Origin of the sequence: Bradyrhizobium sp. AUGA SZCCT0169 (assembly GCF_018130085.1) — a bacterium.
Classification (GTDB): domain Bacteria; phylum Pseudomonadota; class Alphaproteobacteria; order Rhizobiales; family Xanthobacteraceae; genus Bradyrhizobium.
This window is the reverse complement of the sequence record NZ_JAFCMC010000003.1, coordinates 162,065-175,007: the sequence shown is the minus strand read 5'-3', so window position 1 is coordinate 175,007 and position 12,943 is coordinate 162,065. Positions and strand designations below refer to the sequence as shown.

The following is a 12,943-nucleotide window of genomic DNA, read 5'->3' as shown; positions in this document are numbered from 1 at the left end:
AATCCGTGTTTCGCCGTTACCAGCGATAGTGCGAGAAGGCGCGGTTGGCTTCAGCCATCCGGTGCACGTCTTCACGCTTCTTGACGGCGTTACCCCGGTTATTCGACGCGTCGAGCAGCTCGGCGGAGAGCCGCTCCGTCATCGTCTTCTCGTTGCGATCGCGCGCCGCGGTGATGATCCAGCGAATGCCCAGCGCCTGACGGCGGACGGAACGCACTTCAACCGGCACCTGGTAGGTGGCGCCGCCGACGCGGCGCGAACGCACTTCGATGGTCGGCATGACGTTTTCCAGCGCCTGCTCGAACACCGGCAGCGGACCCTGCTTGGTCTTGGCCTCGATCATGGCGAGCGCGCCGTAGACGATGCTCTCGGCGGCAGACTTCTTGCCGTCGTACATGATCGAATTCATGAACTTCGTAATGATGATGTTCCCGAACTTCGGATCCGGGTTCACTTCACGCTTTTCAGCTGAATGGCGACGAGACATCTTGGCTGTTCCCGCTTACTTCGGACGCTTCGCGCCGTACTTCGAACGACGCTGCTTACGGTTCTTGACGCCCTGGGTATCGAGGACGCCGCGGAGAATGTGGTAGCGCACGCCGGGCAAATCCTTGACGCGACCGCCGCGGATCATGACCACCGAGTGCTCCTGAAGGTTATGGCCTTCACCGGGAATGTAGCCGATCACTTCGAAGCCGTTGGTCAGGCGCACCTTGGCAACCTTACGAAGCGCCGAGTTCGGCTTCTTCGGGGTCGTGGTATAGACGCGCGTGCAAACGCCGCGCTTCTGCGGCGACTGCTGCAGCGCCGGCACTTTCTTGCGCGACTTCTGCACGGTACGCGGTTTTGCGATCAGCTGGTTGATCGTCGGCATGTCAGCCTTCACCCTTTAGTTCGCGCGAAACCGGAGATGGCTTCGCAAATTCTTCTCGGGACTAGCCGCCCCGTTCGGCCGCCCTGCACGGGAAAACACCCACGCAAAACGAAATCGCGCCAACCACTCATTGCTGAGCGGAAAGCGCTTCGACGCCACAGAGGACCGCGACTGAAGACCGATCAGCGTTCGCTGTTCGGCCTGCTACCGAGGTCATGCATCCGAGTTCACTCTCAAGAGAACGTGCTCAAGAGAACTAAAATCGCACTGGCATTGCCTAGCTATATGATCGACAGCGTTTGAGCGGCATTCGTCGAGGTTGGTGCCCGTCTCAGTCCAGAAGGATTTGGGTCCATAAGGATTTGAAGGGTGTTCCGTTCCGACGCTGGCGACGCTCACCGCCTGTCGTGAAGTGGGGGTCTTCTATAAGCCGTGGGTAGCTAAGTCAAGCGAAACGACAACGCAGGAAACGCCTATGGCACCGGCAGATTCAGAGCTTCGCGTGAATCGGTGCGCACCGAAATTGGCGGCACTCCCCGCTTCCTCGAATCGAACGGTGCCGGCGATTCTCGGTTATTTTACCCGGGTAAATATATTCAGAAGCATAATTCCCGGGTTCCCGTCCAAAGCGGATTGCCAAGCTAAGCCTTTATTTGCCTTTCCCGGCACAAAACTGGCCCTTCAAGGCCGGAAATTCCTATGCGGTATACCGACGTTGCAATTATCGGGGGCGGCCTCGCCGGCTCGACCGCGGCCGCGATGCTCGGACGCGCCGGGATTCCGACGCTCCTGATCGACCCGCATGAAAATTTTCCGTTCGATTTTCGCGTCGAAAAGCTGAGCGGCGGCACCCAGGTCGACCTTTTGCACAAGACGGGATTCGCCGATTCGCTGCTGCGTTCGACCACCCATGACGGCGAAAACTGGATCGCGCGGGCCGGCTATCTGCTCGACAAGCGGCCCAGCCAGCAGTTCGGCATCATGTATGACGCGCTGATCATGGCGATTCGGGCCGAAATCCCCAAACCGGCCGAACTGGTCCACGCCAAGGTCACGGATGTCTCGACCAGCGACGATCGCCAGAAGCTCACGCTCTCGAACGGCGAATCGATCTCGGCGCGGCTGGTGGTGCTGGCCAACGGGTTGAACATCGGGCTGCGCCGCAATCTCGGCATCGAACGCCAGATCATCAGCGCGTGTCACTCGATCTCGATCGGGTTCGACCTTGCGCCCGCCGGTCGCGCCGCTTTCGCATTTCCCGCGCTGACGTATTTCTCGGAACGTCCGAGCGGCCGTATCCCCTATCTGACGCTGTTTCCGGTCGGCACGAAGATGCGGGCCAATCTGTTCGCCTATCGCGAGGCCGACGATCCCTGGCTGCGCGAGATGCGGCACAAGCCGGTCGAGACCATGAATGCCGCGCTGCCGCGGCTGCGCCGCGTCACCGGCGAGTATACCGTGTCGGGCGACGTCAAGATCAGGCCGGCGGATCTTTACGTCAGCACAGGCTATCGGCAGCCCGGCATCGTCCTGGTCGGCGACGCCTTCGCGACCACCTGCCCCGTCACGGGCACCGGCGCCGACAAGGTACTCACTGACGTCACGCAGCTCTGCAACGTCCATATTCCCGCCTGGCTGGCGACCGAGGGCATGAGCGAGGCCAAGATAGCGTCGTACTACGAAGATCCGGTCAAGCAGGCCTGCGACGCCTGGTCGATGGCGAAGGCCTTCAGCTTCCGCAAGGTCACGCTGGACCGCGGCATCTACTGGCGCGCACAACGCCTGGCGCGGTTCCTGGCGTGGTTTGGCAAAGGCAATTTGCGACGGCTACGCAAGGCCATCAGCGCAAAAACCCACGCTCACTCCTCGTCGTCCTCGTCCTCATCATCATCGTCGTCTTCATTGTCGTCGTCTTCATTGTCGTCGTCGGCCTGACCGGCCGCATTGTGCGGCCTGTGGCCCTGGTCGTCCCAGAGCTTGCGGTAGGCGCCATTGCGGGCAAGCAGTTCCGCGTGCGAGCCGCGTTCGATCGCCTTGCCGTTTGAAATCACGATAATCTCGTCCATCTCGACCACCGAGGTCAGGCGGTGCGTCGACCAGATCATGGTGCGTCCCTCCGCGACCTTCAGCAGCGTGCGATTGATCGCAGCTTCCGTGGTCTGGTCGAGCGCGGACGTCGCCTCATCGAGCAGCAGGACGGACGGATTGCGGATGACGGCGCGCGCGATCGCGATGCGCTGGCGCTGGCCGCCCGACAGCGTGTCGCCGCGTTCGCCGACCGGCGTGTCGTATTTCTGCGGCAGGCTCATGATGTACTGGTGAATCTCGGCCTTCCTGGCGGCCTCCTCGACCTCTTCGTCGCTCGCGCCTTCCTTGCCGAGCCGGATGTTTTCGCGGATCGACATGTTGAACAGCATGTTCTCCTGGAACACGATCGCCATGCTCCCGCGCAGCGATTCCAGGGTGACCCGGCGGACGTCGACGCCGTCGATGGTCAGGCGCCCCTCGTCGGGCTGGTAGAGCCGCAGGACCAGGTTGAGCAGCGTGCTCTTGCCGGAGCCGCTGGGTCCGACGATGGCGATACGCTTGCCGGCGTTGAGCTTGAGGCTGAGATTGTCGAGCACCGGGGTCTCGCTGCCCTCGTATTGGAAGGTCACGCGATCGAAGGTGATGTCGTTGGTGATGCGCGGCAGATCGGGCGCGCCGGGGCGGTCGGCCCCGCGGGTCGGCTCGTCCAGCAGTTCCTGCATATGCCGCACCGACGCGGCCGCCTGGATCGACACCGGAATGAAATGCATCAGATGGGCGATGTTGTAGGACACCTCCCAGAACGCGCTCTCGAAGGTCACGAAGGTGCCGATGGTGATCTGGCCCTTGGTGGCGAGATAGGCGCCGATCGCGAGCACCACGAGGTGCAGCAACAGCACCGAGATCGTGACGGTGCGTTCCACCATGGTCGACAGGAACACCGCGGACGCGGTCTTGATGCGCACATCCTGGTTGCGCAGGGAGAACCAGCCGAACGCGCGGCGCTGCAGGCTGAACGCTTTCACCACCGCCTGGGCCGCGACGTTTTCCTGCACCGTACCGAGCAGCGCCGATTCATTCAGCTTCTGCTCGTAATTGGCCTGCACCGCCTTTGGCGTCAGAATCCGCGGGCCGATCAGCGTGATCGGAAACACCAGAAGCGCGACGGCCGCGAGCTGCCAGTTCAGGAACAGCATCAGGATGATGCCGGCGATCAGTTCCAGGAACGGCAGCGCCGCGCTGTTGGCAAAGGTCTTGACCGCCCCCTCGAACGCCGAGAGGTCGATCGAGAAGCGCGAGAGAATTTCGCCACGCTTGGTGCGGGCGAAATAGCCCGCCGGCAAGCTCTGGACATGCTCGAACAACCGGGTCCGGACATCGGAAATGATGCCGGCCGCCAGCCGCGCATCCCAGCGCTCATACCAGATCGCGACGATCGAGGTGATGATGCCGGCGATCGCGAGCACGCCGAGGATCTTGTACAGCGCCTGGAAATCCTCTTCGCCGAGCGCGTCGTCGATCAGGAACTTCAGGCTGAGCGGCATGATGACGTTGAACAGCGTCTCGACCAGCACGCCGAAGGTGACGATCGCCAATGGCTTCCTGTAACTGCCCAGATACGGCCGGACGAAGCCATAGACCGTCGCCATCGCGCCGGCAGCTTCCTTCGCGGTGAAGACGACGAGGTCCTCGTCATCATCTTCGTCGAGCTCCAGCTCGTCGTCGTCGCCCTCGTCCTTCTTGGCTTTGTCTTTGATGCCGTCATCGGCGGCGGGCAGGCCGGCCGGCTTGCCAGTGGCGACAGCCTCGAGCGCGAGCCTCTTCGCAAGCTCAGGATCATCCGCTGGCGCGGGATTCTGATCATCCGGAGAAGGAGGCTTTGGCGCCATGAAACCAACCGATGCTGCACGGCCGGCATGACCGCAAATCGAAACGCGATAGCGGTGGACGCTATCGCGCCGATCCTATGCGATCAGGATGAATTCGGCAAAACAATTGCCAAACAATCCGAGTACCGGCGGCTGCCGATCAGTCTTCGGACTCCACCTTGTCGAAAAACGAATAACGCAGGCTGTCGGAGTCGGCGTACCACTGCCCCGGCCCCTTGTTGGCGGCAAGCGTCGCCGCCCACAATGCATCGGTGACGTCACGGCGATGCATTGAGAGGTCGAATCCGTTGCCGAAGAACAACTCCGACCATTCCCACCAGGTGCCGAGCTTCTTCACCCCGCGCAGCAGGTCGTAGCGGTCGATCAGCGCCGGCGGCGTGTCCGACGTGACGGAGCCGAACAGCAGTCCGGTCTTGATCACCCGGTTCAGCTCGCGCACGGCACGCGGCACCTGCTTCTCCGCGACGTGGCACAGGCTGGTCTCGAACACGAAATCGAATTCGCCGTCCTTGAACGGCAAATCGACGATCGAGCCGAGCTTGTTGAATTTCTTCAGCGCCTTCGGCGTCCGGGCATGGATGGCCCGGTTGTTTTCGATGCCCCAGGCGTCGATGCCGCGCTCGCGCAGCGCGCCAACCAATTCGCCGCTGGCGGATCCGGCGATCAGGAGCTTGTAGCCCCTCGCCCGGTTCCAGACGATCTTGATCAGGTCCGTCAGATAGGCCGGGTCGGTAAACTCGCGCCAGACCTCGCTGTAGGGGCCAAGCCCGCGATAATTCTGGAAATAATCGCGGTCGATCTTGTCGGAGAGCGCCCCGCCCGCCTGCGCGCGTGCGCGGCGCAGCCGCATCATCTCGGAGACGATGATGTCGGTGGCGGCGTCGGAGGAGTCGAGCAGTCCGTTCAGCGTGGAGTCGAACAGATAGTCGCCGACCACGACGATCCCCGGATGTTCCTTCGGCTCGGGCCGGTGGTTGGTCATGACGTCGCGTACCGGCAAGCCGCCCGGCAGCGCGTTAACCGACGACAGCCAGCGATGGATCTTGCCTTCCTTGAAATAATCACGGGCGTTGCCGAGCGAAGCCGGCAGCGACTTCAACGCGGCGTCGATCAGTTCCTGGTCGCTGAGATTGGCAAACGCCAGCGCGTCGGAACCCGCGATCAGCCAGTTCAGGACGCCGTGCTTGCCGACGTCATGGCGCGCGCCCTCGTTGTAAACGCAGCAGCCGCCGAATGCCTCCGACATGAACCAGGCGCCGGGGATCTTCTCGCCCCAGAACGGTTCGTCGAACAGGATCGAGACCCGCAGATAATGCGCGGGCCGGTCGAAATAGGCGACGTGCTTGACCATCGACTTGCGCAGCTCTTCGCCGTTCCAGCGCATCGTGCCAAGCCAGGAATGCGGCAGGCACATCACCACGAGATCGAAGTCCCGCGTCTCCGGTCCCTTGCCGTTCATCATGTTGAGCTGATAGCGGCCGGAGGACGTCTTGCCGACCTGGAGCACCCGGTGATTGAGCTGGATATCGGCCGTGACTTCGCTGCGCAGGCAATCGACCAGTTGTTCGTTGCCGTTCTGGATCGAATACAGCCCGATATAGCCGTCGACATCCATCACGAAGTTCTTCAGCGCGTTCAGCCCGTTGGTGTTGTGCGGCTCGGTCGCGATGTCGGAGCGGGCCATCACCTTGAAGAAGCGCTTGGCGGTATCGTCGTCGACGAACTTTTCGAGCAGCTCCTCGGCGGTCATGTAGGCCCACGGATGCTCGTTGTCATGGGCACCGACGCCTTCGTAATATTCGATCGGCGACACCATATCGCTGCAGCGCTTGCGGAAGCCCTCGATCGCGGCTGCGGTCTTCGCACCGTATTTGCGGCGCATGCCCTGCACGTCGTTGAGGAGTTCGCCGTCGAACTGCACCTGCTCGGCGTCCATCGGAATGGTCTGCAGGCCGAAATGCTGGATCAGCTCGCGCAGCGGATCGGGTCCGGTCATCGAGTAGTCATAGATCTCGGCAACGCCGGCCTCATACATCGCCGGCGCCGAATCGAATTTGCGCGTGACGATCTTGCCGCCCACCCGGTCGGATGCCTCGTAGATCGTGATGCGGCAGAGGTCGCCGAGCTTCTTTTTCAGATACCAGGCGCTCATCAGCCCCCCGGGGCCGCCGCCTACGATTGCAAGATCGAGCATGTGTTTTCCGCAAGTTCCCGACGGCCCCCAGGTGCGGCCGGTTTAAGTCTCCTTAGCAAAAGCGCTTTTCACCCTGAAGGGAAGATGAACAAAGCAAGTCCGCGCATCGCAGCAATGCCGGAAAGCGCACCATAACCGCGCTTTTTCATCCAGATCCGTACTCTTACGGGGGTTTCCGCGCCGAGGTTGATCGGGAGTCGCCATGTGTGGATTCACAGCCACGGTGGCGGCAAGCGGAACCGCCGGCCTTATTCCCGCGGACGTGGAGTATGCCTTCGGATTCCCGCGGACGTTCTGTTATTTCGGGAACGCCTTGCCGGCGAGCAGACTGATCAGTTCCTGCTGCCGCGAAAGGCCTGTTTTCGTGAGCACCGACTTGAGCTGGGTGCGGACCGTTTCGCGGCTGACACCAAGCGTCCCTGCGAGCACCTCGACCGTGCGGGCTTCGCTGATGCCGCGCGCCACACGCGCTTCCGCTGGCGTCAGGTCGAACAGGCCCTGCAGGACTTCGGCGGTCGGCACCGCGGCGCGATCGACCGGCGTCACCACAAGCAGCACGCTCGCTTGTGTGAAGATGTCGCGCGCGGCCCCGCGGACGGGAATGACGTGCAAGACCATCGGCAGATAATTTGCCGTCGCGGCAACCGGTATGGACTTGATGATCCGGCCATCCCCAAGAGGCCGCGCGGCGAGCGCTTCGGCCAGCAGCGCATCCGCCGTCACATCCGTCATTGTCACGCGCTCGGCACGGTCTTCAAACAGCGAAGGCATCAAGGCTTCGAACAGGCCGTTGGCCGCGAACACCTGGCCGCGCGCACGCAGCACCGCGCCGGGCAGGCCCAGCGCCTGCAACGCGTCCGCCTGGGCGCGTGCGCGCTCGAAGCCAAGGCGGTTTGCCGTAAGCGATGCCCGCGCCAAATGCGGCCGCAGTCCATCCAGGAAGGTGACGATCTCGCGCGGCACCGGACCAAGATCCTGGTGCCGCGGCACGACGATTGCGACCGAATCGCCGCTCGGTATCGGGATGATCGTGCCGGCCCGGTAGCCGAGGCCGTACTTGCGATAAAAATTGCAGTAGACGTCGTTGGTTGCAATTTCCTCGTCCGAGAGCAGATCGCCGTCGGTGAGGAAGCCTGCATGATTCAGCGCGATGGCGCGCGGCAGATTCGGATCGCGCTCGCTCCATCCGTCATTCAAGAACAGCGGCATGGTCGCATCATATTCGACTGAGTTGACCGCGCTGACGTATCCGTCCCGCACGGCGAACATAAACCCACCGCTACCGCTGGTGGCCGCTCCGAGTTCGCCAAGCACGGCCGGCCAAAGCGAAGGAATGAGCCCCGCCTCGTAAATGCGGTCGATCAATTGCTCTGAATGATCCATTTCGCTCATGGAAAACCGTGAAAATGGTTGCCCGGATACGATTCACGTCTTGATAGCACGCCCCCGCTTTGCGGGTGAAGCACCAGGACGCGCCGTCGACAGCCAGCTTCCCCGCCCCGTTTGAAGGAACCGGGCGGTGTCACAGCGACACATGAACGCCAATGCCGCAGCAAAGGCCGGCTTGCGCCGGCCTTTTTCTCTTACAGCGTATTTGTGCGGAAGCCCTATTCCGCGGGCGGCAGCGCCAGCGGTTCCGCTTCCGGAGCGGTCGGCACGATCGCGGCCTGCTTCTCGCGCTCGTCGAGGATCAGCTTGTCGCGCTTGACCGCGACTTCGCGGATCTTGGCCATCGAGGCGCCGGTGCCCGCCGGGATCAGCCGGCCGACAATGACGTTCTCCTTGAGGCCTTCCAGCGGATCCACCTTGCCGTTGACGGCGGCTTCGGTGAGCACGCGGGTGGTCTCCTGGAACGAGGCCGCCGAGAAGAACGAGCGGGTCTGCAGGCTCGCCTTGGTGATGCCGAGCAGAACCGGCGTTCCCGTGGCGGGCTTCTTGCCCTCTTCCTTGGCCTTGAGGTTGAGCGCGTCGAACTCGATCTTGTCGACCTGCTCGCCCGAGATCATGTCGGTCTCGCCCTGGTCGGTGATCTCGACCTTCTGCAGCATCTGACGGACAATCACCTCGATGTGCTTGTCGTTGATAAGCACGCCCTGCAGCCGATAGACTTCCTGGATCTCGTTGACCAGATAGGCCGCGAGTTCCTCGATGCCCTTGATCGCCAGGATGTCGTGCGGTGCCGGATTGCCTTCGACGATGAAATCGCCCTTTTCGACGATGTCGCCGTCCTGCAGATGGATGTGCTTGCCCTTGGGGATCAGGTACTCCCTGGTCTCCTCGTTCTTGTCCATCGGCTCGATCGAGATGCGGCGCTTGTTCTTGTAGTCGCGGCCGAAGCGGATCGTGCCCGCGATTTCCGCGATGATCGCCGCATCCTTTGGCTTGCGAGCCTCGAACAGTTCGGCGACGCGCGGCAGACCGCCGGTGATGTCGCGGGTCTTGGCGCTTTCCGTCGAAATACGCGCCAGGATGTCGCCGCCCTTCACCTTCGCGCCGGTGTCAACCGACAGAATGGCGTCGACCGACAGCATGTAGCGGGCATCGCCGCCACGCGCGAGCTTCAGCACCTTGCCGTCCTTGCCCTTGACCACGATGGCCGGACGCAGATCCGCCCCGCCCCGCGACGCGCGCCAGTCGATGACGACGCGCTTGGCGATACCGGTGGATTCGTCGAGCGTTTCCGAGATCGACTGACCTTCAACCAGGTCCTCGAACCCGATGGTGCCCTCGACTTCGGTGAGAACCGGACGGGTGTACGGATCCCATTCCGCGATCCGCTGGCCGCGCTTGACCATGTCGCCTTCATCGACGTGCATGCGCGCGCCGTACTGAATGCGGTGGGTCGCACGCTCGGTGCCGTCGGCGTCGGTGATCGCAACGACCATGTTGCGGACCATCGCGATCAGATGACCTTCGCTGTTCTTGGCGATGGCCTTGTTCTTGATGGTCACCTTGCCGTCGAAGTTCGACTCGATGAACGACTGTTCGTTGATCTGCGCCGCGCCGCCGATGTGGAACGTACGCATCGTCAGCTGGGTGCCGGGTTCACCGATCGACTGCGCCGCGATGACGCCGACCGCTTCACCATGGTTGACCGGCGTGCCGCGGGCCAGATCGCGGCCGTAGCACTTGCCGCAGATGCCGTTGACGAGTTCGCAGGTCAGAGCGGAGCGGATCTTCACTTCCTGGATGCCGGCCTGCTGGATGGCGTCGACATGCATTTCTTCCATCAGCGTGCCGCGCTTGACCACGACCTTGTTGGTCGCAGCATCGCGCAGATCCTCGCCCGCGGTGCGGCCGAGAATGCGCGACGCCAGCGAGGCCACGACCGTGCCGGCATCGACGATGGCGCGCATCTTGATGCCGAGCTTGGTGCCGCAATCGTCCTGCGTGATGATGCAGTCCTGCGCTACGTCGACCAGACGGCGCGTCAGGTAGCCCGAGTTCGCGGTCTTCAACGCGGTGTCCGCGAGACCCTTGCGGGCGCCGTGGGTCGAGTTGAAGTATTCGAGCACCGACAGACCTTCCTTGAAGTTGGAAATGATCGGCGTTTCGATGATCTCACCCGACGGCTTGGCCATCAGGCCGCGCATACCGGCGAGCTGACGCATCTGGGCCGGCGAACCGCGCGCGCCCGAATGCGCCATCATGTAGATCGAGTTGATGTCGGCGTCGGCGCCCTTGGCGTTCTTCTTGGTCGAGGAGATTTCCTTCATCATCTCCTTGGCGATTTCTTCGGTCGCCTTCGACCAGGCGTCGACCACCTTGTTGTACTTCTCGCCATGGGTGATCAGGCCGTCATTGTACTGCTGCTCGAAATCCTTCGCCAGCGTACGGGTGGTGTCGACGATCTTCCACTTGGAGTGCGGCACGACCATGTCGTCCTTGCCGAACGAAATGCCGGCCTTGAACGCGTTGTAGAAGCCGAGCGCCATGATGCGGTCGCAGAAGATCACCGTCTCCTTCTGACCGCAGTGACGGTAGACCTGGTCGATGACGCCGGAGATTTCGCGCTTGGTCATCAGCTTGTTGATGATGTCGTACGAAATCTTCGCCGAGCTCGGCAGCAAATTGCCGAGCATGACGCGGCCCGCGGTGGTTTCGATCCAGCGCTTGGACACCTTGCCGGTCTCGTCGATGCCTTCCCACCGGTACTTGATCTTGGTGTGGAGGTGGATGACCTTCGAATGCAGGGCATGCTCGAGTTCGGCCATCTCGCCGAAGATCTTGCCCTCGCCGGGCAGGCCTTCGCGCATGATCGACACGTAATAGAGGCCGAGCACGATGTCCTGCGACGGCACGATGATCGGCTGGCCGTTCGCCGGATGCAGGATGTTGTTGGTCGACATCATCAGGACACGCGCTTCCAGCTGCGCTTCAAGCGACAGCGGAACGTGCACGGCCATCTGGTCGCCGTCGAAGTCGGCGTTGAACGCGGCGCAGACCAGGGGATGCAGCTGGATCGCCTTGCCCTCGATCAGGACAGGTTCGAACGCCTGAATGCCGAGGCGATGCAGCGTCGGCGCGCGGTTCAGCAGCACCGGATGCTCGCGGATGACCTCGTCGAGGATGTCCCAGACCTCGGGACGCTCTTTTTCGACCAGCTTCTTGGCCTGCTTCACCGTGGTGGACAGACCCTTGGCGTCGAGCCGCGAATAGATGAACGGCTTGAACAGTTCGAGCGCCATCTTCTTCGGCAGGCCGCACTGATGCAGCCGCAGTTCGGGACCGACCACGATCACCGAACGGCCGGAATAGTCGACGCGCTTGCCGAGCAGGTTCTGCCGGAAGCGGCCCTGCTTGCCCTTGAGCATGTCGGCCAGCGACTTCAAAGGCCTCTTGTTGGCGCCGGTGATGACGCGGCCGCGGCGGCCGTTGTCGAACAACGCGTCGACGGCCTCCTGCAGCATGCGCTTTTCGTTGCGGATGATGATGTCGGGCGCGCGCAGCTCCATCAGCCGCTTCAAGCGGTTGTTGCGGTTGATGACGCGGCGGTAGAGGTCGTTGAGATCCGAGGTCGCAAAGCGGCCGCCGTCGAGCGGCACCAGCGGACGCAGGTCCGGCGGAATCACCGGCACCACGGTCAGGATCATCCACTCCGGCTTGTTGCCGGAATAGCGGAACGCCTCGACGATCTTGAGGCGCTTGGCGAGCTTCTTGTGCTTGATGTCGGATTCAGTTTCCTGCATCTCGGCGCGCAGGGACTGCTCGAGCTTTTCGAGCTCGAGACCCTTGAGCAGTTCGCGGATCGCTTCGGCGCCGATCATGGCGGTGAAGCTGTCCTGGCCGTATTCGTCCTGCGCCTTCAGATACTCGTCTTCCGACAGCAGCTGACGGTCCTTGAGCGCGGTCAGGCCCGGCTCCAGCACGACGTAATATTCGAAGTACAGAATCCGCTCGAGATCCTTCAGCGTCATGTCGAGCAGAAGGCCGATGCGGGACGGCAGCGACTTCAGGAACCAGATGTGCGCGACCGGCGCCGCCAGTTCGATATGGCCCATACGCTCGCGACGGACGCGGGAGAGCGTCACTTCGACCGAGCACTTTTCGCAGATGATGCCCTTGTACTTCATCCGCTTGTACTTGCCGCACAAGCACTCGTAATCCTTGATCGGCCCGAAGATGCGGGCGCAGAACAGGCCGTCGCGCTCGGGCTTGAAGGTCCGGTAGTTGATGGTCTCCGGCTTCTTGATTTCGCCATACGACCACGACAGAATCTTCTCCGGAGACGCAATCGAAATCCGGATCTGGTCGAAGACCTGAGCCGGCGTCGTCGGATTGAAGAGATTCATAATTTCTTGGTTCATCGTCTTCTCCTCGCGTGCCGATCGTCACCGGCAGCAAATTCGAAACTCTTTGTCAGCGCGCGCCCTGCTCAACGTCCGAGCGGAGTGCGAATGCCCGGCACATCTGAGCGAAGACTTGGCTTCGCCCGCATGCGCCGGACATGAAATCGTA

7 protein-coding genes are annotated in these 12,943 nt (G+C 62.3%); 1 reads left to right on the top strand and 6 read right to left on the bottom strand.

Annotated features, from left to right (window positions below; translation table 11 throughout):
• Nucleotides 1-16: 16 nt before the first annotated feature.
• The gene (gene rpsG / locus JQ609_RS04565; RefSeq protein ID WP_192733871.1) at nt 17-487 is read right to left on the bottom strand and encodes a 30S ribosomal protein S7; all 471 of its coding nucleotides are present in this window, start codon (nt 485-487) and stop codon (nt 17-19) included.
• A gap of 15 nt (nt 488-502) precedes the next feature.
• Complete coding sequence (gene rpsL, locus JQ609_RS04560; protein WP_057849132.1) at nt 503-874, bottom strand: 30S ribosomal protein S12; 372 nt, start codon at nt 872-874, stop codon at nt 503-505.
• A 699-nt stretch (nt 875-1,573) separates the two neighbouring features.
• Between rpsL and JQ609_RS04555 the strand changes: the two genes are divergently transcribed.
• A complete protein-coding gene (locus tag JQ609_RS04555) occupies nt 1,574-2,809 on the top strand; it encodes an NAD(P)/FAD-dependent oxidoreductase (RefSeq protein ID WP_212272177.1) in 1,236 nt (411 codons plus the stop codon).
• Here the strand turns inward: JQ609_RS04555 and JQ609_RS04550 are convergent.
• The 4 genes from JQ609_RS04550 to rpoC form a co-directional block, all read right to left on the bottom strand.
• Nucleotides 2,734-4,791: an ABC transporter ATP-binding protein gene (locus JQ609_RS04550; RefSeq protein WP_212272176.1), complete on the bottom strand. Its 2,058-nt coding sequence runs from the start codon at nt 4,789-4,791 to the stop codon at nt 2,734-2,736. The two genes, JQ609_RS04555 and JQ609_RS04550, sit on opposite strands and share 76 nt — an antisense overlap.
• A 139-nt stretch (nt 4,792-4,930) precedes the next feature.
• Entirely contained in the window at nt 4,931-6,985 is a 2,055-nt protein-coding gene (locus tag JQ609_RS04545) for an FAD-dependent oxidoreductase (RefSeq protein WP_212272175.1), read from the bottom strand.
• A gap of 297 nt (nt 6,986-7,282) precedes the next feature.
• Nucleotides 7,283-8,368 carry a helix-turn-helix transcriptional regulator gene (locus JQ609_RS04540; protein ID WP_212272174.1) on the bottom strand — a complete coding sequence of 362 codons (1,086 nt, stop codon included), beginning with the start codon at nt 8,366-8,368 and terminating at the stop codon, nt 7,283-7,285.
• A gap of 224 nt (nt 8,369-8,592) precedes the next feature.
• Entirely contained in the window at nt 8,593-12,792 is a 4,200-nt protein-coding gene (gene rpoC / locus JQ609_RS04535; RefSeq protein ID WP_212272173.1) for a DNA-directed RNA polymerase subunit beta', read from the bottom strand.
• Nucleotides 12,793-12,943 lie beyond the last annotated feature (151 nt).

Coding starts and splice junctions, on each gene's coding strand:
- JQ609_RS04550 (WP_212272176.1), bottom strand. CDS start 4,791: ATGGCGCCAAAGCCTCCTTCTCCGGATGATCAGAATCCCGCGCCAGCG.
- JQ609_RS04545 (WP_212272175.1), bottom strand. CDS start 6,985: ATGCTCGATCTTGCAATCGTAGGCGGCGGCCCCGGGGGGCTGATGAGC.
- JQ609_RS04540 (WP_212272174.1), bottom strand. CDS start 8,368: ATGGATCATTCAGAGCAATTGATCGACCGCATTTACGAGGCGGGGCTC.
- JQ609_RS04555 (WP_212272177.1), top strand. CDS start 1,574: ATGCGGTATACCGACGTTGCAATTATCGGGGGCGGCCTCGCCGGCTCG.
- rpsG (WP_192733871.1), bottom strand. CDS start 487: ATGTCTCGTCGCCATTCAGCTGAAAAGCGTGAAGTGAACCCGGATCCG.
- rpsL (WP_057849132.1), bottom strand. CDS start 874: ATGCCGACGATCAACCAGCTGATCGCAAAACCGCGTACCGTGCAGAAG.
- rpoC (WP_212272173.1), bottom strand. CDS start 12,792: ATGAACCAAGAAATTATGAATCTCTTCAATCCGACGACGCCGGCTCAG.